This is a genomic window from Streptomyces sp. NPDC041068 (genome assembly GCF_040647455.1).
Lineage (GTDB): Bacteria > Actinomycetota > Actinomycetes > Streptomycetales > Streptomycetaceae > Streptomyces.
The window spans coordinates 708,072-733,105 of sequence record NZ_JBEZCG010000002.1; the positions used below are offsets into that span (position 1 = coordinate 708,072).

Genomic DNA, 25,034 nt, shown 5'->3' on the forward strand with positions numbered 1-25,034 from the left:
CGCTCGGCGGTCAGTGTAGATCCGGCCCTTCCGGTTCCAGGGCACTTCGCCGATCTTTTGTGACCTTGTTCTGTCAACGCGGCGCGCCGCGCGTTCATTTGATGGCCATCGTTGTCATTTCTCCGTCGGAACGTGGCAGTTCGGTCCCAGGGCGTGATGATTCGGTCTCGTGGCGCGGTGGTTCGGTCCCGTAGTGGGGTGGTTCGGTCCCTTGACGCCCTCCGGCGCCCTGTAGCAGTCTTCCGCGGTGATCACCTATGAGCGGCCTGCGACGCAGCGCCCCGTGCTCGCCGTCGACCAGGGCACCTCCGGGACGAAGGCCCTCGTGGTCTGCCCGGAGCGCGGCGTGATCGGCTCGGGTGCGGCGCCGGTGCGCCCCCGCTTCCTGCCCGGCGGCCTGGTCGAGGTCGACCCCGCCGAGCTGTTCTCCTCCGTCGTCGACGCCGGCCGACGCGCGCTCGCGGACGCGGGCGAACCGGTCGCCGCCGTCGGCCTCGCCAACCAGGGCGAGACGGTCCTCGCCTGGTACCCGGAGTCCGGCGAACCCCTCACCGACGCCCTCGTCTGGCAGGACCGCCGCGCCGAATCCGTCTGCGCCGAACTCGCCGACCACGCCGAGGAGTTGCGCGAGCTCACCGGCCTCCCGCTCGACCCCTACTTCGCCGCGCCCAAAATGGCGTGGATACGTCGCCACCGCACCCGGCAGGGCGCGGTCACGACCAGCGACGCCTGGCTCGTCCACCGGCTCACCGGCGCCTATGTGACCGATGCCGCAACGGCAGGCCGCACCCAGCTCCTCGACCTCGACGCCGTGGCCTGGTCGCCGCGCGCCCTGGACCTCTTCGGCCTCGCCGACGAGCACCTGCCCCGCGTCGTCGACGCCGCGGGACCGGTCGGCACGACCACCGCGTTCGGGCCCGAACTCCCGCTCACCGGGCTCCTCGTCGACCAGCAGGCCGCGCTGCTCGCCCAGGACGTCACCGCGCCGGGCAGCGCCAAGTGCACCTACGGCACAGGGGCGTTCCTCCTCGCCCACACCGGCGCGCGGCCCCGCCGCGGCGCCTCCGGACTGGTCAGCTGCGTGGCCTGGCGGCTCGCCGGGCGGAGCAGCTACTGCCTGGACGGGCAGGTCTACACCGCCGCGTCCGCCGTGCGCTGGCTCACCGACCTCGGCGTGATCGGCGGCGCCGAGGACATCGACCCCGTCGGCTCCGCCGTCCCGGACGCCGGCGGCGTCACCTTCGTGCCCGCGCTCGCCGGGCTCGCCGCCCCCTGGTGGCGCGGCGACCTGCGCGGCTCGCTGACCGGGCTCGGCCTCGACACCACCCCAGGACATCTGGTCCGCGCCCTGTGCGAGGGCATCGCCGCCCAAGTCGCCGCGCTCGCCGACGCGGTGGCCTCCGACATGGGGGAGCCCCTGACGAGCCTGCGGGTCGACGGCGGCCTGACCCGCTCGGCCCTGCTCATGCAGACCCAGGCGGATCTGCTCCAACTGCCCGTCGAAGTTTCGGCGTTGCCCGACGTCACCGCGCTCGGCGCGGCCGCTGTCGCCCGCATCGGCCTGGACCCCGCGCTCACCGTCGCCGACGCCGTGCCGAAGTGGCGGCCCGCCGCCGTGTACGAGCCGCGGATCGGTGCCGACCTGGCGGCCGAACGCCTCGCCGGCTTCCGTTCGGCCGTGGCCGCGCTGATGGAACGTACGCCCTGATGGCGGTCACCAGGAACGGCGCGCCGCCGGACGTGACGTACGACGTGACCGTCATCGGCGCCGGAGTCGTCGGCTGCGCCGTCGCCCGCGAACTGGCCCGCCACCACGGCCTGCGCATCGCCCTGGTCGAAGCCTCCGACGACGTCGGCGAGGGCACGTCGAAGGCGAACACGGCGATCCTGCACACCGGATTCGACGCCGTGCCCGGCTCCCTGGAGGCCCGCCTCGTCCGCGAGGGGCAGCGACTGCTCGCCGCCTACGCCGCCGAGTCAGGGATCCCCGTGGAGCCCGTCGGCGCACTGCTCGTCGCCTGGGACACCGAGCAACTGGCCGCGCTCCCCGAGCTGTTGGCCAAGGCGGAGCGCAACGGCTACCGGGCGGCGAGGATCATCGGCCCCGCCGAGGCCAGGGCCCGCGAGCCGCACCTGGGCCCCGGAGCCCTCGGCGCGCTCGACGTCCCCGGCGAGAGCATCATCTGCCCCTGGACGACCACGCTCGCGTACGCCACCCAGGCCGTGCGCGCGGGAGCGGACCTGTACCTCGACTGCCGTGTGGAGAGCGTCGGGCAAGGGGCCGACCGGCATGTGCTGACCACGGCGCGTGGACCCTTGCGCACCCGCTTCCTCGTCAACGCGGCCGGACTGCAGGCCGACACGGTCGACCGCATGCTCGGCCACGACGACTTCACCGTCACCCCGCGCCGCGGCCAGCTCCTCGTCTTCGACAAGCTCGCCCGCGACCTGGTGCGGCACATCCTGCTGCCCGTCCCCACCGCGCTCGGCAAGGGCGTCCTGGTGGCCCCGACCGTGTACGGGAACGTCCTTCTGGGGCCCACCGCCGAGGAGTTGGACGACAAGTCGGCCACGGGATCGACAGCTGAAGGCATCGCCGCGCTGCGCGAGAAGGGCGGCCGGATCCTGCCCGAACTCCTCGACGAGGAGGTCACCGCGGTCTACGCGGGACTGCGCGCCGCCACCGAGCGGGACGACTACCGCATCCGTGCCCACAAGGAACAGCGCTGCGTCACCGTCGGCGGCATCCGCTCGACCGGGCTCACCGCGTCCCTGGCCATCGCGGCCCACGTCACCGAACTCCTCGGCGCCACGGGCCTGGACCTGCCCGCGGTGCGGGACCTGGAACCCGTACACATGCCGAACCTCGGCGAGGCCTTCCCGCGCCCCTACCGGCGCGCCGACCTCATCGCGGCCGATCCGGCGTACGGTGCCGTGGTCTGCCACTGCGAGCGGGTGACGCGCGGCGAGATCCGCGACGCCCTCGCCGCGACGGTCCCGCCGGGATCGCTGGACGGCTTGCGGCGTCGCACACGGGCGCGGGGCGGGCGCTGTCAGGGCTTCTACTGCGGGGCCGAGGTGAGGGCGCTCTTCGAGCGGGAACTCGCGGAAAAAGGTCGGGAGTTGGGGGAGCGATGAGGCGCGAGCGCATCGTCGACGCGCTGGTCGTCGGCGCGGGTCCCGCGGGTCTCGCCGCCGCGGCCTCGCTCGCCGCGGCAGGCATCGGCGAGGTCGAGGTGGTGGACCGCGAGCGGCAGGCGGGCGGCGTTCCTCGGCACTGCCTGCACGGCGGGTTCGGACGCCTCGGGATGACAGGGCCGCAGTACGCGGAGCGCTGCGTGGCGGCGGCCGTCGGCACCGGCGCGGTGCTGCGGACCGGCGTCACCGTGACGGGCTGGGCGGCGCCGCTGACCCTGGACACCACGAGCCCGCGGGGCCTGGAGCGCATCACCGCCCGCGCCGTGGTCCTCGCCACCGGCGCCCGCGAGAGACCGCGCGCCGCACGGCTCGTGCCGGGCACCCGGCCCGCCGGGGTCTACACCACGGGCGAACTCCAGCAGGCCGTCCACCTGTACCGGCAGCGGATCGGCAGCAGGGCCGTCGTGGTCGGCGCCGAGCCCGTGAGCTTCGCGGCCCTGGACACCCTGCGGCGGGCCGGGGTCGCCGTCGCCGCCCTGGTCACCGAGCACCCCCGCCCGCAGGCGGCGCAGCTCCGCGCCCTGGACGCCCGGCTGCGGCACGGCGTCCCCCTGCTCACGGACGCCACCGTCACCGAACTCCACGGCCGGGGACGCCTGTCGGGGGTCGGCCTTCGGCACCGGGACGGCAGGACGGCGTACGTGGCCTGCGACACGGTGGTCTTCACCGGGGACTTCGTGCCCGACCACGAACTGGCCAGGCGCGGCGGCCTGCCGCTCGATCCCGGCACCCGCGGCCCCGCGGTCGACGCGGCCTTCCGCACCCCGGAGCGCGGCGTCTTCGCGGTGGGCAACGTCCTGCACGCCGTCGAGCCGGCCCGCGTGGTGGCACGGGAGGGCGCCGCGGCGGCGGCCGCCGTGCGGCGGTACCTCTGCGAGGGCGACTGGCCCGCGGCGTCGGTGCCGCTGCGGGTCTCGGCCCCGCTCGCCTGGGTCGCCCCGAACCGCCTGACCCTGGACGGGCCGGCCGACGGCTTCACCCTGCGGACGGCCGCGCTCCTGCCGCGCCCCGTCCTGGTCGTCACCCAGGACGGCAGGACCCTGCACCGCACCCGCATGCGGCGCCCCGCGGTCCCGAGCCGGCCGTTCCGCCTCACCGGAGCCTGGACGGGCGCGGTGGAGATCGGGGGCGGCGCGGTACGGATCGGCCTCGGCTGACCTGGGCCGGGCCCGGTGGCCCGCCCCACGGGGAACGGCACGGGCGGCTTAGATTGGCACCCGATCCACGTAGGCACGTGAAGTGCTTCTCCCCGAGGCGGCTGTGATGCGGAACGACGACCTGAGTGACGACGACCTGAACGGCGATCTGGACGATGGGCCGGACGGCGATCTGGACGTGGGCGCCTTCACCGCGGCGATCGAGAACTTCAACCGCTTCTACATCCGGCTGCCCGTCCTGGAGAAGCTGCCGTTCACGACGCTCTCGGTGCTCGACACCCTGGCGTTCGGCGGCAGCCCGCAGCGGCTGACCGAGCTGACGAGGACCGAGCAGGTCACCCAGCCGGGGATGACCCAGCTGGTCACCCGTCTGGAGCGGGACGGCCTGGTGGAGCGGCGCCCCGACCCGAGCGACGGACGCGCCGTGCTCGTCCACATCACCGACGCGGGCCGTGCGATCGGCCGCGCCCGGCACGCCGACAGGACCCGCCATCTGGAGCCGCTCATCGAGCAGTTGACCCCCGAGCAGCGCACGGCCCTCGCGAACGCGCTGCCCGCCCTGGCCCGCCTGGCGGAGCTGGGACGGGGGCGGGCGTAGCGGACACTGGGACGGAGGCAGGGACGGAGGCAGGGACGGAGGCAGGGACGGAGGCATGGGCGGCGGGTGAAGGGCTCCGGGGACCGGCGGCGGCCCCCTCTTCCCTTGGCCCCCACCTCCCGCATAGACTCCAAAACTAGCACCGCTAATTTACGTAGCGAGACCGATCCGGAGCCGTATCGTGCGCACCGTCCACTTCGCCGCCGCCCGCCGCACCCCCATCGGCAAACTGCGCGGCGCCCTCTCCTCCGTCCGCCCCGACGACCTCGCAGCGGGCGTCGTACGCGGACTCATCGCCGACATCCCCCAGCTGGACCCCGCCCGGATCGACGACATCTACTGGGGCGCCGCCAACCAGGCGGGCGAGGACAACCGCAACGTCGCCCGCATGGCGGCCCTCCTCGCGGGCCTCCCGGAGTCGGTGCCCGGCGCCACCGTGAACCGGCTGTGCGCCTCCGGCCTCGAAGCCGTCACCACCGCCGCGCGCACCATCGCCTCCGGCGAGGCCGACGTCGTCCTCGCGGGCGGCTCCGAGTCGATGAGCCGGGCCCCCTTCGTGCTGCCCCGCCCGGACGAGGCGCTGCCGCACAGGATGGAGACCTTCGACACCCGCCTCGGCTGGCGCCTGACCAATCCGGCGATGAAGGACCTGCACGGGGTCCTCGCGATGGGCGAGACCGCCGAGGAGGTCGCCGAACGCCACGGCGTCTCGCGCGAGCGCCAGGATACCTTCGCGCTCCGCAGCCACCAGCGCGCGGCCGCCGCCCGCAAGGACGGCCACTTCGAGCACGAACTGCTCCCCGTCACGCGGCCCGACGGCGTCGTCGTCGACACGGACGAATGCGTGCGCGAGGACACCTCGTACGAGAAGCTCAGCGGCCTGCGCCCCGTCTTCCGCACAGGTGGCACGGTCACCGCGGGCAACGCGTCGCCGATGAACGACGGCGCCGCGGGACTGCTGCTCGTCAGCGAGGAGGCCCTCAACGACCTGGGCCTCGAATCCCTCGGGCGGTATGCCGCCGGGGCCTCGGCGGGCGTGCACCCGGACGTCATGGGCATCGGCCCCGTCCCCGCCACCCGCAAGGCGCTCGACCGCGTCGGCTGGAGCGTCGCCGACCTCCAGGAGGCCGAGTTCAACGAGGCGTTCGCCGCCCAGGCCCTCGCCTGCGTGGACGCCCTCGGCATCGACCCCGAGCTGGTCAACCCCTCCGGCGGTGCCATCGCGCTCGGCCACCCGCTCGGCTGCTCCGGCGCCCGCATCCTCACCACGCTGCTGCACCGGATGCGCCGCACCGGAGCCACCCGCGGCCTCGCCACCATGTGCGTCGGCGTGGGGCAGGGCAGCGCGCTCCTGGTCGAGCGCGACTGAACAGAGTCCGAACCACCGCAAGGCCGCACGGAAACGGAGCACCACCCCTCATGGCAACGCTGTCCCTCGCCGCCGTCCTCGCCGAGCCCGCCCGCCGCCACCCGGACCGCACCGCACTCGTCGAGGGCGAACTGCGGCTCACCTTCAAGGAGTTGTGGCGCCAGGCCCGCGCCCAGGGTGCGGCCCTCGCGGAGTTCGGCGTGCGGCCGGGGGACCGCGTGGCCCTGATGGCTCCCAACACCACCGAGTTCCCGAAGGCCTACTACGCGATCCTCGCCGCCGGTGGCGTCGTCGTCCCCGTCCACCTGCTGCTCTCCGCCGAGGAGGTCGAGCACGTCCTGCGGGACAGCGGAGCGACGCTGCTCCTCTGCCACCCGGCCCAGGCGCGGACGGGCGCGGCCGCCGCCGAGGCCACCGGCGTACGGATGCTGCGGCTCGGCGCCGAGGGCGAGTTGGAGACCCTGGCCGAGAAGACCGAGCCCCTTGCCTCGTACGTCACACGCGACGCCGACGACCCTGCCGTCGTCTTCTACACCAGCGGTACCACCGGTGTCCCCAAGGGCGCCGTGCTCAGCCACTTCAACCTCGTCATGAACGCGACCGTCAACGCCTTCGACGCGAACGACGTCCGCCCCGACGACGTCGCCCTCGGCGCGCTGCCCCTCTTCCACGCCTTCGGCCAGACCGTCTCCATGAACTCCACCTGGCGCGCGGGTGCCACGCTCGTCCTGCTGCCCCGCTTCGACGCGGCCCGCGCCGTCGAACTCATGGTGGCGGAAGGGGCGAACACCTTCCACGGCGTGCCGACCATGTTCGTCGGACTCGTCGCGGCCGCCGCCACCGCGGCCGAACTGCCGAAGCTGCGTCTGTGCATCTCGGGCGGCGCCTCGCTGCCCGTCGCCGTGCTCGAACACTTCGAGGAGGCCTTCGGCACCCCCGTTTACGAGGGCTACGGACTCTCCGAGACCTCCCCGGCCGCCTCCGTCAACCAGCCCGACTTCGGCACCAAGCCGGGCAGCATCGGCCACCCGCTGTGGGGCGTCGACGTGGAGATCGCCCGCGCCGACGTGGACGACCGCGTGGAACTCCTGCCGACCGGCGAGCTCGGCGAGGTCGTCATCCGCGGCCACAACGTCTTCTCCGGCTACCTGGGCCGCCCCGGTGCGACTGCCGAGGCCCTCGTCGACGGCTGGTTCCGCAGCGGCGACCTGGGCACCAAGGACGCCGAGGGATTCCTCACCATCGTCGACCGCAAGAAGGACGTCATCATCCGCGGCGGCTTCAACGTCTACCCGCGCGAGGTCGAAGAGGTACTCATGCGCCACCCGGTCGTCGCCCAGGCCGCCGTGATCGGTCTGCCCGACGCCGTGCACGGCGAGGAGATCTGCGCCGTCGTCGTCCCGGCGCCCGACGCGGCACCGGACGACGCGGACGCGGTCATCGCCTGGTCCAAGGAGCACCTGGGCCGTCACAAGTACCCGCGCCGCGTGGAGTTCACCGACGAACTCCCGCTCGGCCCCAGCATGAAGGTGCTCAAGCGGGAGCTGCGCACCCGGTACGGCGCGTAGGCGGGAGGGCGCGTAGTCGGTACGGCGCGTAGGAATTCTCCCCATGGGGTGGGACCTCTCGGCGGCGCAGTTCGCCGCGCCGGCCGCGGCGGCGATGCTCGTCGGCTTCTCCAAGACCGCCGTCAGCGGGGCCAACACCATCAGCCTCGCGGTGTTCGCCGCCGTCCTGCCGGCCCGAGCGTCGACCGGCGTGCTGCTGCCGATCCTCATCGCCGGTGACGACCTCGCCGTGCTCACCTCGCCACGCCCACTGGCCCACCCTCTGGCGGCTCTTCCCCGCCGTCGCCGGGGGAGTGGTGGCGGGCACCGCGTTCCTGATGTGGGCAAACGGCACGGTGGTGCGTACGTCGATCGGGGCGATCCTGCTGCTCATGGCCGGGGTCACGGTCGCGCGCCGCAGAGCCGCCGGAGGCCCGGAACCGGAGGAGGACGCCTCACGGGGCGGGTGCCTCAAGGCCCGCTCCTACGGCGTCCTCGGCGGCTTCACCACCATGGTCGCCAACGCGGGCGGCCCGGTCATGTCGATGTACCTGCTCTCGGCGGGCTTCCGGAAGCTCGGGTTCCTGGGCACGCCCGCGTGGTTCTTCCTGATCGTCAACACCTCGAAGGTGCCGTTCAGCGCGGGCCTCGGCCTGATCGACGCCCGTTCCCTGCTCCTCGACGCGGCGCTCGTACTCTTCGTGATCCCGGGCGCGCTGCTCGGCAAGGCGGCCGTGAACCGCATCGACCAGCGCCTGTTCGAGCAGCTCGTGATCGGAGCGACGGTCCTGGGCGGCCTCCAACTCCTGCTGCGCTGAAGGTCCTTGGGCGGCGGTTCAGCGGCCGCCGACCGCGGCCCCCGCCGTCTCCGGGGAGAGGCCCTGCTCCAGGTCCTCGGCGAGCAGCCGCTTGGCGATCGCGTCCACCGCCGCGGTGAGCTCCTTGTCCGGCGGCCTGCCGATGTCCTTCTGGATCTCCTCGCCCAGCCACGCCGACCACGCCTTCGCGATGATCTCCGCCTCGCGCTCCCCGGCGGGCGTGTGCGAGAAGTACGAGCCCTCGCGGGTCAGATACCCCTCCTCGACCATGCGGTCGAAGACGGGCACCAGGACCTCCGGCGGAATCCTGCGCCGCGCCGCGATCACACCGAGACTGGCGTAGCCGACCATGCGGGTGAACAGGGCGACCTGCATGACCGCCCAGGCCCCCGCGATGTCGAGCCGCGTCTCGGAGTCCCGGATGATGCCGCGCGCGGTGTTCATCCCGACATTGCGGATGATGTTGGCGACGCCCCGCTCCAACAGGTGCCCCGAGTCGCCGCTGGTCGGCTGCGCGAAGCCCTCGCCCATGTCCGGGGCGCCCATGCGCGCGCTGTCGCGCAGCTCGACCTGCTTGAGGAAGAGCGCCACCACGAACCCGAGCAGCGCGACGGGGACGGTCCACAGGAAGACCGTGTGCAGGGTGTCCGCATACGCCTCGACGATGGGCGCGGCGGCCGCGGCGGGCAGTTCGTGCAGCCCCTCCGGGCTCTGCGCCGCCTTGCCGACCGCGGCCGGATCACCGCCCCCGGCCCGCACGGCCTCGGCGACCCCGTCCTTCAGGTTCGGCGTGAGCGTGTTGGCGTAGATGGTGCCGAACACGGCCGTGCCGAACGAACTGCCCAGCGTACGGAAGAAGGTGACGCCCGAGGTCGCGGTGCCCAGATCCGCGTACGCCACGGTGTTCTGCACGGCGATCGTCAGGACCTGCATGCACAGACCGATGCCGGTGCCGAGCACGAACATGTACAGCGACTCCAGCCAGGCGCTCGTGGCGCTCCCCATGAGCGAGAGCAGATAGAGGCCGAGCGCCATCACCAGGGCACCGACGATCGGGAAGATCCGGTACGTCCCGGTCTTGCTGACGACGTTGCCGCTGAAGATGGAGGCGATGAGCAGCCCGATCACCATGGGCAGCGTCCGCACGCCCGAGATCGTGGCCGAGTCCCCGTCGACGTACTGCAGATACGTCGGCAGGAACGTCATCGCGCCGAGCATCGCGAAGCCCACGATGAAGCTGAGGATCGAGCAGACCGTGAAGACCGGATTGCCGAAGAGCCGCATCGGCAGCATCGGTTCGGCCGCCCGCGTCTCGACGACGCAGAACAGCGCGAGCGCGACCAGGCCGCCCACGAAGAGCCCGATGATGGTCGGCGACCCCCACGCGTACTGGTTGCCGCCCCAACTCGTCGCCAGGATCAGCGCGCTCGCGCCGACCGCGACCAGCGCGATGCCCAGGTAGTCGATGACGGGCCGCGCCGCCGACTTCACGACGGGGATGGTCCTCGCGGCCGCGAGGACCACGACGATCGCGATGGGTACGTTCACGTAGAACGCCCAGCGCCAGCTCAGATGATCCGTGAAGAGCCCGCCGAGCAGCGGCCCGATGACGGTGGAGACGCCGAACACGGCGCCGATCGCACCCTGGTACTTGCCGCGCTCGCGCAGCGGGATGACGTCGGCGATCAGCGCCATGGACGTCACCATCAGGCCGCCCGCGCCGATGCCCTGCATCGCCCGCCAGGCGATGAGCAGCGTCATGTTCGTGGACAGGCCGCACAGGAACGAGCCGGTGATGAAGACGACCGCCGAAACCTGGAAGACGATCTTTCGCCCGAACAGGTCACCGAACTTGCCGACGAGCACCGTCGCGACGGTCTCCGCGAGCAGATAGGACGTGACGACCCATGACATGTGCTCCGCCCCGCCCAGATCCGACACGATCGTCGGCAGCGCGGTGCCCACGATGGTCTGGTCGAGGGCGGCGAGCAGCATCCCCAGCATGATCGTCACGAAGACGACGTTGCGGCGACGCCGGTCGAGGACGGGGGGCGCCTGCGGCTCGGCGGGAGCGGTGGTGGTCACACGGCCACCCTCACACCGGTGCGTGGCCGGTGCATGCGGGGCGAGGCCGGTCCGGTGACCCTGCTCCTCTAGGCCGGTGGGCCGCCGCGAAGGCGCGGCGCGTGGGCCGCCGCGTCCACCGCGGTGCCCTCGCGCTCCAGGCGCTCCGCCAACGCCTCCGCCCAGGCGACCAGTTCGGGGACGCCGATCCCGTACGGCTGTTTCTGTCCGGCCCGCGTGGTCCAGACGGTCACAGCACCGGCGCCGCGAAGCAGCAGCCGTGCCCCGCCCCTGGTGTTGCCGCGGGCCGCGTGCGTGAGGCCGACGGCGAGCTGGGCCAGGCCCTTCCACAAGCCGCGCTCCGCCTCGGGCCCCGACTTCCACGCGTCCTCGAAGACCTCGTGCGCGTGGAAGGGCCGCCCGGCGTCCAGCAGGGACTGAGCCTCGGCGACGGACTCGTCGGGGGTACGGACGACGCCCTCGGGCTGCCGGGCCACTCCCTCCGCGCCGTACGGCAGGGGGCGTCCGAGTCCGTCGCGCGGGCGCTGGTTGCGGGCCCGCCCCTCCGCGTCGCGATCCCGCTCGCGGTCGGCGCAGTACGGTCCAGGTGCAGTGCTCATACGCCGATTGTCGCGCGAGCCTGACGACGGTCACCGTGGAACGGAGCACCCTGGAGAGTGGGGTAGAGTTCTACCTGTGATCACGCGGGAACACACCGCGCCGAACACAACGGGACGTGGCGCAGCTTGGTAGCGCACTTGACTGGGGGTCAAGGGGTCGCAGGTTCAAATCCTGTCGTCCCGACTTTTCGAAGTCGTGAGGTAGAGGCCGTATCGGAGCAATCCGATACGGCCTCTGCCGTGTTGTCAGCCGCGTGACGTCGCGGGGGCGGGATCCTGCCGGTCGTCCGTGGCCTCGGGGCGCGGCGAGGGCTGCTTGTCGCCGGGGCCCTTGGAATAGCGGCGCATCAGGGGGAGCTCGAAGTACCGGTGGATGAGCAGGGACAGCCCCACGGACACCACGATCATCCCGGCGACGACCGCGAAGCGGGCCCCCGTCGACAGGTCGGGGTCGGGGCCGATGGCATGGCGGACGGCCATCATCAGGGGGAAGTGGGTGATGTAGAGGGCGTACGAGGCATCGCCCAGGGTGATCAGGGCCGGGCGGGGCAGGAACTGTGAGCGGCCCTCCAGATCGCTGAGGGCGATCTTGGCGATGAGCGCGGCGAGCATCGGCGCCATCGCGGTGGCGAACACGTACTGCGGGGGGAGCGCCGGCAGCGCGAGGACGAACACCACGAACCCACCGGTGATCGCCCACCGGCTGACGCGGGGCCAGGTGCCGGTCTGGAGCATGCGGGCGGTGACGATGCCGAGGACGAACTCGAGGAGCCGCACGGGCGGGAAGTTGTAGATGAACCACATGCTGCGCTCGTTGATGGGGAACCAGTCGAACGGCTTCGGGCCCGGGACGAACGTGGACACCAGCGGCATGAGGAGGATCGCGGCGGCGAGGCCCAGCCACACGCGGCGCAGCCGCTCGGCGGGGATCTTGCGGGCCAGGACGATCAGCGCGGGGAAAAGGGCGTAAAAGAACAGCTCGCAGGAGATCGACCACGCCGGGGTGTTGAAGCCCCCGAACACGTCCGCGTCCGGCACCCAGCTCTGCACCAGGAAGAGGTTGGTGAGGGCGGACGTCGTGTCGTTGCCGGGCGGAGCGACGACGGGGACCTGGGCGACGGTGACGGCGAAGAACACCAACGCCGCGGTCCAGCCGAGCAGATGGTTCGGGAGGATCTTCCACAGCCGGCGCCGCATGAAGGCGCGCGGCCGGTCGTCCGGCCGGTGCACCCAGGCGAGTACGAAGCCGGACAGGACGAAGAAGCCGGTGACCGCGCCCGTGGCGAACGGAAAGACGGTGCCGAGCGCGTCGTGCAGGGAGCCGTCGAAGAGTCCCGAGGAGAAGGTCATGTGGTACCAGATCACGGGACAGGCGAGGATGAAGCGCAGGCTTGTCAGCGACGGCAGACGACCGGAAGCGGGCGATGGCAGACGGCCGGAAGAGGGCATGCCGGACATGAGTCCTTGCCTCCAGGGTGTGAGGTGATCGAAACAGGGGCGGCGCCCAAGTGCAGGTGTGGGCTGGCCGGTTGGGAGCGCCGCGGTACCCCGCACGCCCAGAGGGGCGGCAGGCAGATGGATGCCGACAGCTGGCGATCATCAAAATGGACGGCAGGACACGAAGGGAAGTGCCGAATCGGCCATCCAGTGCGATCAGTTCAGGATTTCTGGCCGAAAACTGCTCTTGTCGATCCGTCGTGGTGCGGTCCGAGGCCCTTCGACTCCCTTACCTGGGCGCCATTCTGATGGCGCCGTCCAGGCGCACCGTCTCGCCGTTGAGCATGGGATTCTCCACGACGTGCGCGGCGAACGCGGCGAACTCCTCGGGGTGGCCGAGCCTGGCTGGATGTGGCACCTGGCGGCCGAGCGCCTCGATGGCGGAATCGGGGAGGACGTCGAACATCGGCGTACGGAACAAGCCAGGGGCGATCGTGACGACGCGGATCCGCTCCTGCGCGAGGTCGCGGGCGAGCGGCAGGGTCATGCCCGCGATGCCGGCCTTGGACGCCGCGTAGGCGGCCTGCCCGATCTGGCCGTCGAAGGCGGCGGCCGACGAGGTGTTGATGATCACTCCGCGCTCCTCGCCGTCCTCCTCGGACCGCGCCATGCGGGTGGCGGCGAGCCGGGCGACGTTGAAGGTGCCGATCAGGTTGACCTGGACGACCTTGCTGAAGGCGTCCAGGGGGAACGGGCCGTTCTTGCCGACGGTCCTGAACGCGTTGCCGATCCCCGCGCAGTTGACGGCTATCCGGAGGGGGCCGAGGTCCGATGCGAGGTCGACGGCAGCGGTGACGTCCTCCTCACTGGTCACGTCCCCCTGGGCGAACGCGACGCGGTCGCCCAGCTCCGCGGCGATCTCCTTGCCCCGTGCGGAACGGCCGAGGACCACCACGGACGCGCCACGGTCGCGCAGCTCGCGTGCCGTCGCGAGGCCGAGGCCCGACGTCCCCCCGGTGACCAGCGCGACACTTCCTTCGATTCGCACCCTGTGCTCCTGTTCTGCGATGTTCCGATGTGCCCAGAAGGGGCGTGATCCTATCTTGTGCCGATGAGGGTCAAGGGTGTCCGAGGGGATGTCACGCTCCGTTCCGTGGCTGGAATGGATCATCACACTCTGCTTATTGATCGGGTTGCTCCCGAGGGGGTAGCGTCATCCCCAGCCCTATGGATGAACGAATGCGGAGCGAGTCCCTACGTGGAAGTCCTGGCGGCTGTGCAAATTTGCAGTTTCAGTACTGTAACGGGGGATTTTGTGGAAACTTTTACTTTGCTTCCCATGTTTGCGACAGCATAAATTTCATGCTGTCGTAGCAGGCCTATTTTCCTGCGTTCTGCATGGTAGAGGCGTCATTCGTTTCTTCTGTGCCGTCGAGGCATCATGCCTTCCGGACGCCATTACGTCCTCTGGACGCAACCCGTCGTTCATATCCGAACCCGGTTGATGGTGTCGTGCCCAGATTCCTTCTGCGCCCGCTCGCGCATGCGTGAGAAATAAGTGCCCTCAACGGTTCGGGAATGCTTTCGCGGTTGTTCCGTGATTGTTCCAGGACCGTGCCAAGGGCTGGTCCGATGCTGTTCTGGAATGGAAACCGATGAGCGACGTGTCGTCATTCGACGAGACTTTCACCGTCACCTCCGACAATCCTTTGCTGCACGGTCACGTCGTGCACGGGCGTCATCTTCTGCCCGGTGTCGGTTATGTGGATCTCGTGCTGCAGGTCCTCGCCCGGCACGGTCACCCCATGCCCGAGGTCGAACTGCGGAACCTCACCATCCTGGCCCCGCTGGTCGCGGCGCCGGGTGAGGAGGTCAGGACCACCGTGACCGGTCGGCCCGCACCCGCGGGAGGGCTGCGCGTCGAGGTGCGCAGCCGCCGCAGCCAGGACGCCACGGACGTCCTGCACGCGGTGGTGTCGGTGGACCGGCGCACTCGCTCCGCCTTCGACGAGCGGCTTTCGCTGCCGCTCGCCGGAGCCGACCGGGTCACTCAACTCTCCGACATCTACAGCTGGTTGCGCGGGCGCGAACTGGTCCACTCGGGGCTGATGAGGATCAGGGGCGCCGTGCACCACCGCGGCGGGGACTGGATCGCGGAGGTGGAACTCGACCCCGCCCACCACGTCACCGCGGACGGTTTCCTCTTCCATCCGGCGCTGTTCGAGGGAGGGTTGCTCGGCGGCAGCGTGGGCAGCCACATGCTGCACGAGGGCGAGGCCGCCGAAGGGCTCTATCTGCCTCTGGTCCTGGAGTCGTTCCGGGCGGCCGCGCCGCTGGGCAGGCGCTGCTTCGTCAGGGTCCCCGCCGACTCGATGGGTAGGGACGACGAACTCATCCGCCTGGCCGTGGAGTTCTACGACGAGTACGGGGCGAAGGTCGCAGAGATCGGCCGGCTCTCGGCCAAGCGGGTGCGGGCCGTGACGGCGCTGGACGTGCGGGGCGAGCCGGCTTCCGGCGCCGCGGCCACCGGTGCGGCCAGCTCCGCCGCGGCGGACACCGGCCGCCCGGCGGCAGCCGCCGCGCCCGCCGCGGGGCACGATGTCGGGTCCGTGCTGCGGGAGTTGGTCGGGGCGCGCCTCGGTGTGCCCGCGCCGCGGGTCGACGTCAACGGAAGCTTCTACGAGCTGGGACTTGCCTCGGCGGACCTGGTCTCCCTGGTGCCCGAGCTGGAGGACCGGCTGGCCCGGCAGCTCTCGCCGACGGTCATGTTCGAGTACCGGTCGATCGCCGAGGTGGCGGCCGGGCTGCGGGAGGGCGCCACGGAGGTGACGGGTGCGGCCGCCGCGGAGCGGCCTGCGGGGGTCCGGCCTACCGGGGTGCGTGCGGCCGAGCCGGCGACCCTCGCCGCCCTGACCGGCGAGATCGCCGCGCAGCTGGGTGTGCCGGCCGCGGAGGTCGACCCGGACGCCGAGTTCGCCGAGTTCGGCCTCGACATGACCGGCATCGGCCGACTGACCGCCCGGCTCGCCGACCGCTTCGGGGTGCCGCTCACCCCTGCCGCTTTCCCGGCGCACCGGACCGTACGGGACCTCGCGGCGGAGCTCGGCGGGGCTCGGCGGGAACTCCCGCAGGTCACTCCCGCCGAGGAGGCTCCGGCGCGCCTGCACTCCCTGCTGCACGAAACCGTGCCCGTCGGCGACGGCACCGCCTACCGGGCCCGTTTCGACGGCGACGAGCCGTTCCTGCGCGACCACCAGGTGCGCGGTGACCGCATCCTCCCCGCCGTCGCGCAGCTGGAGATGGCGCGCGCGGCGGTCACCCGCACCCTGGGTGAGGGGCGCACCGGCACCGTACGTCTGGACGACGTGGTGTGGCTGCGACCGGCGGTCAGCGGGCCGGACGGCCTCGAACTGCGCCTCGATGTAAGGGAGTTGGTCGGGGGCGGCTGGGGGTACACCATCAACGGCGTCGGCGCGGACGGCGAGGCCACGCCGCTCAGTCAGGGCCGGGCGAGCCTGGTGGCCACCGGTGGGCGGAGCCTGCCGCGCCTCGACGACCTGCGTGCGCGCTGCGCCGAGCGGACGGTTCCCGCCGCCGATGTCTACGACCTGTACGCCTCGGTCGGCATGGACTACGGGCCGGCCCAGCGGTCCCTGGTGGAGCTGGGCCTCGGCACCGACGACGCCGGGCGGCCCCAGGTCCTCGCCGAGCTGCGGATTCCCTCGGCGGCGCCGGCCCTGGACGACTGCCTTCTGCACCCGAGCGTCATCGACGGAGCCCTGCAGGCCACCGTCGGACTGCGCCTCGCGCCGCGCCGGGCCGACAGTCAACAGGCTCGCCCCGCGCTGCCGTTCGCCCTGGATCACGTGGAGGCCGTCACCGCCACGCCCGCCGTGACGTACGCCTGGGTGCGGCACCAGGCGGGCAGCGATCCCGAATCCGCGACGGCGCGGCTCGACGTGACCGTGTTCGACGAGTTCGGCCGGGTGTGCGCGGACGTGACCGGACTGTGCACGCGGGTCATGGCGGAGGCGCCACGCGCCACGGCGGCCTCGCCCGCCACGGCGGCCTCGCCCGCCACGGCGGCCTCGCCCGCCACGGCGGCCGCGCACCCCGCGGACGTCGTGCCGCGGGCCGAGCCCACGCTCCTGGCCGAGCCCACGCTCCTGGCCGAGCCCACGCTCCTGGCCGAGCCCGCGCCGAGGGCCGCGACCGACATCGCGATCATCGGGGTCAGTGGACGCTACCCGCAGGCGCCGGACCTGGACGCCTTCTGGCAGAACCTCCGCTCCGGCCGCGACTGCATCACCGAGGTGCCTGCGGAGCGCTGGGACCACCGCGGCAACGTCGCGGCCGAGGGCTCCTCCTCCGGCAAGTGGGGCGGATTCCTCGACGGGATCGACCGGTTCGACCCGCTGTTCTTCCAGATCTCGCTGCACGAGGCCGAGCTGCTCGACCCGCAGGAGCGGCTCTTCCTCCAGTGCGCCCACCACACGCTGGAGGACGCCGGATACGCGGCGGGACCGGCCGGCAAGGTCGGCGTGTTCGTCGGCGTGATGTACCAGGAGTACCAGCTCCACGGCGCGCAGGCGCAGGAGCGCGGACAGCAGGCCGCGCTGTCGGGCAGCGCGTCGAGCGTCGCCAACCGGGTGTCGTACTTCTACGACTTCACCGGACCGAGCATGACCGTCGACACCATGTGCTCGTCGTCCCTGACCGCCATCCACCTGGCCTGCGAGGCCATCAGGAGCGGCCAGTGCGAGACGGCGCTCGCCGGCGGTGTGAACCTCCACTCCCACCCCAACAAGTTCCTGATGCTCAGTCAGCGCAGGTTCCTCTCCAGCGACGGCCGGTGCCGCAGCTTCGGCGAGGGCGGCGACGGCTATGTGCCCGGCGAGGGCGTCGGCGCCGTGCTGCTCAAGCCCCTGGACCGGGCTGTCGCCGACGGTGACCACATCCACGGTGTGATCAAGGCGACCGCCCTCAACCACGGCGGCCGGACCTCCGGCTACTCGGTGCCCTCCCCGTCGGCGCAGGGCGCGGTCATCGCGGAGGCGCTCACCGCATCCGGCGTCGACACACGCTCGCTCGGCTATCTGGAGGCGCACGGCACCGGAACGGCCCTGGGCGACCCCCTTGAAGTCGTCGGCCTGAACAAGGCGTTCGAGGCGCACGGCGTCCTGCCGGACCACTGCGCGATCGGCTCGGTCAAGTCCAACATCGGACACTGCGAGAGCGCGGCCGGCATCGCGGGGCTCACCAAGGTGCTCCTGCAGATGCGGCACGGCGAACTGGTGCCCAGCCTGCACTCCGACACCCTCAACCGCCGCATCGACTTCGACAGCACCCCGATGCGGGTGCAGCGGCACCTGGAGCCGTGGCACCGGCCCACCACGGTGGTCGACGGCAAGCCGCGGACGCTCCCGAGGATCGCCGGGGTGTCCGGCTTCGGTGCGGGCGGCTCCAACGCCCATGTCGTCGTCGCCGAGTACGTGCCGCAGACCCCGCGCCGGGCGGCGCCCGCACGCCCCGCGCTGCTCGTGCTCTCCGCGCAGACCGAGGACCAACTCCTCCAGCAGGCACGGCAGTTGCGCACGCGTCTGACCGAGCTCGCCGACGGCACGCTTCAGGACGTCGCGTGGACCCTGCAGACGGGCCGCATGGCGCTGGACGAGCGCCTGGCCTTCGCGGCGACCTCTCTCGACGAGGCCGGTGCGCTGCTCGACGCGTTCGTCGCCGCGCCCGGGAGCCCGGGTGCGTGGGCGCGAGGCACCGTACGCCTCGGGGACCGGCCCGACGACTCCGGTGACAGCGCGCTGCGGGGCGCGGTGTCGGACTGGATGGACCGGGAGGAGTCCGGCGAGCTGCTGCGCCTGTGGGTGCGGGGAGCCGCGGTGCGCTGGGAGACGCTGCACCGCTCGACCCCCTCTCCCCGGCGCGTCAGCCTGCCCGGATACCCCTTCGCCCGCGACCGGTGCTGGTTCGACCCGGAGCCGGGTGGAGCGCCGGACGGACGGCAGGCCGCGGGGCACGTGCGGAGCGGCCGGGTCGGAGGAGACGTACACGTGGAGAGCGGACCGGTCGGAGGCGACGTGCAGGGCGAGATGGTGCTGCTGCGCCCCGAGTGGGTCGAGCGGGGAGCTGTCCGTGAACAGGGCGCCACCGACACGGAGTTCGGCGAGCGGCACGTCGTCGTGATCGGCAGCCTCGGGGAAGGGGAGCGCGACGCCCTGCGGTCCCTGCTGCCCGCCGGTACGGCGCACCACTTCGTGGACCTCACGGAAGACGCGCTGGACGGGCAGTACGCCCTGGCCGCAGCGCGCGTGTTCACGCTGGCCCGCACGATCCTCCAGGGCGGTGTGCGGCGGCCGGTGCTGCTGCAGGTCGCCCTGGTCGGCACCGCGGGCACGGACGCCGAACGGGAGCGCCTTGCCTGCTTCGGCGGCATCGCGGGGCTGCTGCGCACGGCCCACCAGGAGAACCCCCTTCTGCACACGCAGTACGTCGAGTGCCTGGACGGAGCGGCACCGGCCACCGTCGCCGCCCGTCTGGCCGCGGAAGCCGTGCCCGACCCCGAGCCCGAGGTGCGCCACCGCGACGGGCGCCGCCTGCTGGTACGACAGGTGGAGATCCGCTCCGCGACGAGCGCGGCCGCGCCCTGGCGGGAGAACGGCGTCTACCTGATCACCGGCGGCGTCGGCGGCCTCGGCCGGATCGTGGCGCACGAGATCGCCGCGTCCGTCGGGCACGCCACCGTGGTGCTCACCGGTCGTTCGCCGCTGGGCGAGGAGCAGCGCGGCGCGCTGAACGCCCTGCGCGCGGCGGGCCTCACCGTCGACTACCAGCGCGCCGACGTCGCCGACCGCGGCGCGGTCGCCCGTGTGCTGTCCCATGTGGCGGACAACCACGGGCCGTTGACGGGCATCGTGCACAGCGCGGGCGTCGTCGAGGACGGCTACCTCCTGCGCAAGAGCGAGGAGGAGCTGGCGCGGGTCCTTGCGCCCAAGGTCACGGGCCTGGTGAACCTGGACGAGCTCAGCGGGGACCAGCCGCTGGACGTCTTCCTGTGCTTCTCGTCCATCGCCGGGGCCTTCGGCAACGCCGGGCAGGCCGACTACGCCGCGGGCAACGCGTTCATGGACGCGTACGCCGCCTATCGCAACCGCCTTGCCGACGCGGGCGCGCGCCACGGCAGGACCGTGTCCATCGGCTGGCCGCTCTGGGAGGAGGGCGGCATGGGAGGCGGCGCCGTGCGCGAGAACCTGCGCGGCGTCGGCCTGGCCCCCCTGGACACCGCCCGCGGCCTCACGGCGCTGCGGTGCGCGCTGGCCCCCGCGGAGAACGGTCTCGCCGACGGCAGGCTGATCGTCGTCGTGGGGGAGCGTGACGGGGTGCTGTCCCGGCTCATCGGCGACGAAGCGGAGCCGCGGCCGGTGGAGAACGCACCCGAGGCCGTGCCCGCCTCTTCCGCCGTCGCCGCCCCCTCCGGTACGCCCGACGAGGACGCGGCCCTGGAGGACAAGGCGGTGGCCCACCTGCGCCGCGTGCTTGCGGCGTCGCTCAAGCTCGGTCCCGAACGCATCGCCGTCGACGCGCCGTTGGAGCGGTACGGCATGGACTCGGTCATCGCGGTGGGCGTTATCTCCGGCCTGGAGGAGTCGTTCGGGCGGCTGTCCCGGACTCTGCTCTTCGAGGTCGAGACCATCCGCGACCTGGCCCGGTACTTCATCACCGACCACCCGCAGGCGCTGCGCACGCTGCTCGGCGAACCGGCACGTCCCGCCGTCGCGGCACCCGCGCCGGAGGCATCGAAGGCCCCGGAAGCGCCCGCCCCCGCGGCCGCCGACGTCCGTATCGAGGTACGTGACCGCGCTGCTGTCCCTGCCGGGGTCGCCGCGGCCTCCGTCAAGGAACCCGCTCCCGTCAAGGAACCCGCCCCCGCCAAGGACGTCGCGATCATCGGCATCAGCGGGCGCTACCCGCAGGCCGGCGACCTCGGCTCGCTGTGGGCGAACCTCCGCGGTGGCAAGGACGGCGTCACCGAGGTGCCGGCCGACCGCTGGGACCACGAGGCCCTCTTCGGCGGCCTCGACGAGAGCCGGGCGCGGCCCGGCAAGTGGGGCGGCTTCCTCGACGGCGTCGACCGGTTCGACCCGCTGCTCTTCGGCATCTCGCCGCGCGAGGCCGCGGCCCTCGACCCGCAGCAGCGGCTCTTCCTGGAGACCGTCTGGCAGCTCCTGGAGCAGAGCGGCGTGACCCAGGAGGTCATCGAGCGGCGCTACGGGCGGCGCGTCGGCGTCTACGTCGGCGCGGCCTACCACCTGTACCGCGCCGACGAGTCGGAGGACCCCGCCCTTGCGGCGCTGACCTCCGCGGCCTCGTACAACATGATCGCCAACCGCGTCTCGCACTTCTTCGGCCTCGAAGGGCCGAGCCTCGCCGTGGACAGCATGTGCGCGTCGTCGGCCATGGCCATCCACCTGGCCTGCGCGGACGTGCTGCGGGGCGAGGCCGAACTGGCGGTCGCCGGCGGCATCAACCTCACGGTCCACCCGGACAAGTACGTGGCCCTCGCCGAGTTGCAGCTGCTCGGCAGCGGCCCCGGCAGCCGCAGCTTCCGCGACGGGGACGGCTATCTGCCAGCCGAGGCCGTCGGTGCCGTCCTGCTCAAGTCGCTGGACGCGGCGGTGCGCGACGGGGACCCGATCCACGCCGTCATCAAGGGCACGGCCTCCATGCACGGCGGCCGGGCCAACGGCTTCATGACGCCGAGCCGCAGGACGCAGGTGAAGGTCATGCGGCGGGCCCTGGAGCGGGCCGGTGTCGCGGCGGACTCCATCGGGTACGTCGAGGCCGCGGCCAACGGAACGGCGTTCTCCGACGAGGTCGAGTTCCGCGCGCTGCGCGAGGTGTTCGACGGGGTGGCCGAGCCGGTGGCACTCGGCACCGTGAAGTCGAACCTCGGCCACCCCGAGGCCGCCTCCGGCATCGCCCAGCTGACCAAGGTCGTCCTCCAGCTCCGGCACGGGGAGCTCGCGCCCCTGGCGGCGGCGGGCGACCCGAACCCCAACCTGGACTTCGACGGCACCCCGCTGAGTCTGTGCGAGGAGCTTGCGGAGTGGCGGCCGCGCGGCACCGCGGACGCGGACGGTGCGCCGTCGCCCCGCCGCGCGCTCATCAACTCCGTGGCCGCGGGCGGCAGTCACGTAAGCCTGGTCGTCGAGGCGCCGCCGACCGCGCAGGAGGCCACGGACGCCGCACGGGACGCGGGAGCCCAGCTGGTGGTGGTGTCCGCGGGCACGCCCGAGCGGCTGCGGACGGCGGCACAGCGGCTGAGCGCGTTCCTGGACGGAGACGCGTCCGCGAGCCTCGCCGACATCGCGTACACCTCGCAGGTGGGCCGTGAACCGATGCCCGAGCGGCTCGCCGTGGTGGCGAGCTCCGCGGAGGAGCTGAAGCAGGGCCTCGACCGGTACCTCGCGGACGGCGCAGGCAAGACGGGCGACACGCTCGCTCCCGTTCCGGTCCACCACGGCAACGCCGAGGAGGACGCGGGCCCGCTGGGCACGGTCCTCTCCGGCGCCCGGGGCGAGGCGTTCCTCGCGGGGCTCGTCGCGGACCGCGCGCTGGAGCACCTCGCCGAGCTGTGGGTGCGCGGGGCGGCCGTGCCGTGGGGCGGACTGCACGACGGGCGCCGCCGTCTGGCGCCGCTTCCGCCGACGGCCTTCGTGCCGGGGCAGTACTGGGTCGGGCGCAGGCCGGGAGCCGCGGCTGCCGTACGGGCCGACGCGGCTCGTGGAGCGGCGTCACCCGACAGCGCCGCAAGCGCCGCCACCGACCGCTCCACGCGGCAGCAGGACACGGCCCTCACCGACGCCGAGCAGACCCTGCTCGACGCCTGGTCGGAGCTCCTCGGCATCGACGCCGGAGACCTCGGGCCGACCAGCAACTTCCTTTCCCTGGGCGGCAATTCGCTGCTCGCGACGCGGCTGATCAACCTGCTCAAGCGGCGGACCGGAGCGGAGCTCCCCGTCCAGGCGCTCTTCGAAGCGCCGCGCCTGGCCGACATGGCCGCCGAGCTGGAGCGCCGTACCCCCGTCGGATCCATCGGAGCCCTCGACGTGAAGGCGATTCTCGAGGGCATCGCCCTCGTCGAAGCCATGAGCGACGCGGAGCTCGACGCACTGGACATCGCGAAGTAAGCAGACAGGACGACGATGACCATCATCAATGAGCCGGGCGTGCAGGATCTCGTGCACAGGATCCGATCGCTGCCGCCCAAGCGGCGGCGCGCCCTGATGACGCTGCTGGAGAAGCAGGGCGTCGACCTCTCCGTACGTGACCTCGTACGCGATCTCGTACGCGATCTCTCCGCGTCCGGTGCCGTCCCGCTGCCGACGCGCCGCCCGGACGAGCCCGTGCCGCTCTCCTTCACCCAGCAACGCCTGTGGTTCCTCACCCAGTTGGACGGAGCGGGCTCGGCGTACAACATCCCGATGGCGGTGCGGCTGCGCGGGCACCTCGACCGCCCCGCCCTCGTGGGCGCGCTGCGCGAGGTGGTGCGGCGGCACGAGGCCCTGCGCACCCGCTTCGTGGACCGCGACGGCGTCCCGTACCAACACGTCGGCGACGGCGCGGACTTCGAGGTCCGGCAGGAGGAGCTCACCGACCCCGCCGAACTGCCCCGCATATGCGCGCAGGAGGCCGCAGCCCCCTTCGACCTGGAGCACGACACGCTGATCAGGGCCCGGCTGCTGCGCCGGTCCGACCAGGAGCACGTCCTGCTGGTGACGATGCACCACGGCGTCTCCGACGGCTGGTCGATCGGCGTCCTCTACCGCGACCTCGTCGCCCTCTACGAGGCGCTGTGCGCGGGCCGTCCCTCGCCGCTGGAGCCGCTGCCGATCCAGTACCCGGACTACGCGAACTGGCAGCGCGAGTGGCTCGACGACGGGGTGCGGGAGCCGCAGGTCGCGTACTGGCGCGAGCGGCTCGCCGGAGTCGATCCGCGTCTGTCCCTGCCCACGGACCGTGAGCGGCCGCCGGTCAAGACGTACAACGGCGCACGCGAGACCTTCCTCTGTCCGGCCGAACTCCTCGACACGCTGCGGGAGATCGGCGCCCGCAACGACGCCACGCTGTACATGACGCTGTTCGCCGCCTACTCCGCCCTGCTGCACCGCTACACGCAGCAGACCGACGTCGCCGTCGGCACGGTGGTGGCGAACCGCGGCCGAGCCGAGTTCGAGGGACTCATCGGCTACTTCGCCAACACCCTGGTGCTGCGCACCGATCTGTCCGGCGACCCGACCTTCCCCGCGCTCCTCGCCCAGGTGAAGCAGCGGGCCCTGGAGGCGTACGAGAACCAGGACGTGCCCTTCGAAGCCGTGGTGGACGCCCTGCGCCTGGAGCGCAGCCTCAGTCACTCACCGGTCTTCCAGAACATGTTCGTGCTCCAGGAGGCGCAGACCGCCGAGGAGGCCAAGCTGGGCGAACTGGAGGTCCTCCCGGTCGAGTTCGACGTTCAGGCCACCAAGTTCGACGTCACCCTCGACCTGCGCGAGACCCCGGACGGGCTCGCCGGCTTCATCGAGTACAACACCGACCTGTTCGACGCCGAGACCATCCGGCGCTTCGTGCGTCACTACACCAACCTGCTCGCCTCCCTCGCCGCCGAGCCGGGGGAGAGGATCTCCCGGCTCACCGAGCTTCCGCAGGCCGAGCGTCGGCGTGTGGTGGAGGAGTGGAACGAGGCTCCGTCCGATCTGGTGGCGGAGGAGCGGTGTGTGCATGAGTGGTTCGAGGGCGTGGTGGCGGGTTCGCCGGACGCGGTGGCGGTGGAGTTCGAGGGTCGTGCGCTGTCGTACGGCGAGCTGAACGCCCGTGCCAACCGCTTGGCACGCCATCTGCGCGAACTCGGCGTCGGCCGCGAGACGTTGGTGGCGCTGTGCCTGCCGCGCAGCGAGCACATCGTCGTGAGCGTCCTTGCCGTCCTGAAGGCGGGCGGCGGCTATGTCCCGATGGACCCGGCCGCGCCCGCCGAGCGACTCGCGCACGTGCTGAGCGACAGCGCGCCTCAGGTGCTGCTCGTCGACGGGGCGATCCCGGACGGGCTGGACACGGCCGCCATACCGGTGGTGGACGTGCGGGCGGACGCCGCTGCGTGGGCCGAGCTGCCTTCCGAAGATCTGGACCGGGCCGAGAGGGGCTCCGGGCCTGCCGACCT

12 protein-coding genes, 1 tRNA gene and 1 pseudogene are annotated in these 25,034 nt (G+C 72.3%); 10 read left to right on the forward strand and 4 right to left on the reverse strand.

The window, feature by feature from the left end; translation table 11 throughout:
• The first annotated feature begins 247 nt into the window (after window positions 1-247).
• The 7 genes and pseudogenes from AB0B50_RS06980 (at window position 248) to AB0B50_RS07010 (ending at window position 8,687) form a co-directional block, all read left to right on the forward strand.
• Window positions 248-1,708 (forward strand): FGGY family carbohydrate kinase, encoded by a 1,461-nt coding sequence (locus AB0B50_RS06980; protein WP_362326736.1) that lies wholly within the window; start codon window positions 248-250, stop codon window positions 1,706-1,708.
• A complete protein-coding gene (locus AB0B50_RS06985; RefSeq protein WP_362326739.1) occupies window positions 1,708-3,138 on the forward strand; it encodes an FAD-dependent oxidoreductase in 1,431 nt (476 codons plus the stop codon). Before AB0B50_RS06980 ends, AB0B50_RS06985 begins: the two co-directional genes overlap by 1 nt.
• Window positions 3,135-4,355, forward strand: a complete 1,221-nt coding sequence (locus AB0B50_RS06990; RefSeq protein ID WP_362326741.1) for an FAD-dependent oxidoreductase — start codon at window positions 3,135-3,137, stop codon at window positions 4,353-4,355. The genes AB0B50_RS06985 and AB0B50_RS06990 overlap by 4 nt, the downstream gene beginning before the upstream one ends.
• Before the next feature lie 106 nt (window positions 4,356-4,461).
• The gene (locus AB0B50_RS06995; RefSeq protein ID WP_362326744.1) at window positions 4,462-4,953 is read left to right on the forward strand and encodes a MarR family transcriptional regulator; all 492 of its coding nucleotides are present in this window, start codon (window positions 4,462-4,464) and stop codon (window positions 4,951-4,953) included.
• A gap of 181 nt (window positions 4,954-5,134) precedes the next feature.
• Entirely contained in the window at window positions 5,135-6,322 is a 1,188-nt protein-coding gene (locus AB0B50_RS07000; protein WP_362326747.1) for a thiolase family protein, read from the forward strand.
• A gap of 50 nt (window positions 6,323-6,372) precedes the next feature.
• Entirely contained in the window at window positions 6,373-7,890 is a 1,518-nt protein-coding gene (locus tag AB0B50_RS07005) for a long-chain fatty acid--CoA ligase (RefSeq protein WP_362326749.1), read from the forward strand.
• 43 nt (window positions 7,891-7,933) lie between these two features.
• Window positions 7,934-8,687, forward strand: a pseudogene (locus tag AB0B50_RS07010) (sulfite exporter TauE/SafE family protein).
• An 18-nt stretch (window positions 8,688-8,705) separates the two neighbouring features.
• On the opposite strand, the gene AB0B50_RS07015 reads toward AB0B50_RS07010, so the two are convergent.
• Together AB0B50_RS07015 and AB0B50_RS07020 are read right to left on the reverse strand one after the other, a co-directional pair.
• A complete protein-coding gene (locus tag AB0B50_RS07015) occupies window positions 8,706-10,691 on the reverse strand; it encodes an MFS transporter (protein WP_362326907.1) in 1,986 nt (661 codons plus the stop codon).
• Between the two features lie 149 nt (window positions 10,692-10,840).
• On the reverse strand, window positions 10,841-11,371 hold the full coding sequence (locus tag AB0B50_RS07020; RefSeq protein WP_362326752.1) for a DUF309 domain-containing protein: 531 nt from the start codon (window positions 11,369-11,371) through the stop codon (window positions 10,841-10,843).
• A 110-nt stretch (window positions 11,372-11,481) separates the two neighbouring features.
• Between AB0B50_RS07020 and AB0B50_RS07025 the strand changes: the two genes are divergently transcribed.
• Window positions 11,482-11,555 (forward strand) — tRNA-Pro (locus AB0B50_RS07025).
• Between the two features lie 62 nt (window positions 11,556-11,617).
• Here AB0B50_RS07025 and AB0B50_RS07030 read toward each other — a convergent pair.
• Both AB0B50_RS07030 and AB0B50_RS07035 read right to left on the reverse strand, forming a co-directional pair.
• Window positions 11,618-12,829 (reverse strand): acyltransferase, encoded by a 1,212-nt coding sequence (locus AB0B50_RS07030; protein ID WP_362326755.1) that lies wholly within the window; start codon window positions 12,827-12,829, stop codon window positions 11,618-11,620.
• A 268-nt stretch (window positions 12,830-13,097) separates the two neighbouring features.
• Window positions 13,098-13,856, reverse strand: coding sequence for a 3-hydroxyacyl-CoA dehydrogenase (locus AB0B50_RS07035; protein ID WP_362326758.1), 759 nt, complete (start codon window positions 13,854-13,856; stop codon window positions 13,098-13,100).
• Window positions 13,857-14,463: 607 nt separating this feature from the next.
• Between AB0B50_RS07035 and AB0B50_RS07040 the strand changes: the two genes are divergently transcribed.
• Window positions 14,464-23,010: an SDR family NAD(P)-dependent oxidoreductase gene (locus AB0B50_RS07040; protein WP_362326761.1), complete on the forward strand. Its 8,547-nt coding sequence runs from the start codon at window positions 14,464-14,466 to the stop codon at window positions 23,008-23,010.
• Between the two features lie 15 nt (window positions 23,011-23,025).
• The coding region (locus AB0B50_RS07045) for a condensation domain-containing protein (protein ID WP_362326764.1) at window positions 23,026-25,034 on the forward strand (2,009 nt) is incomplete at its 3' end.

Coding starts and splice junctions, on each gene's coding strand:
- AB0B50_RS06985 (WP_362326739.1), top strand. CDS start 1,708: ATGGCGGTCACCAGGAACGGCGCGCCGCCGGACGTGACGTACGACGTG.
- AB0B50_RS07015 (WP_362326907.1), bottom strand. CDS start 10,691: ATGCTGGGGATGCTGCTCGCCGCCCTCGACCAGACCATCGTGGGCACC.
- AB0B50_RS07020 (WP_362326752.1), bottom strand. CDS start 11,371: ATGAGCACTGCACCTGGACCGTACTGCGCCGACCGCGAGCGGGATCGC.
- AB0B50_RS06990 (WP_362326741.1), top strand. CDS start 3,135: ATGAGGCGCGAGCGCATCGTCGACGCGCTGGTCGTCGGCGCGGGTCCC.
- AB0B50_RS06995 (WP_362326744.1), top strand. CDS start 4,462: ATGCGGAACGACGACCTGAGTGACGACGACCTGAACGGCGATCTGGAC.
- AB0B50_RS07040 (WP_362326761.1), top strand. CDS start 14,464: ATGAGCGACGTGTCGTCATTCGACGAGACTTTCACCGTCACCTCCGAC.
- AB0B50_RS07030 (WP_362326755.1), bottom strand. CDS start 12,829: ATGTCCGGCATGCCCTCTTCCGGCCGTCTGCCATCGCCCGCTTCCGGT.
- AB0B50_RS07005 (WP_362326749.1), top strand. CDS start 6,373: ATGGCAACGCTGTCCCTCGCCGCCGTCCTCGCCGAGCCCGCCCGCCGC.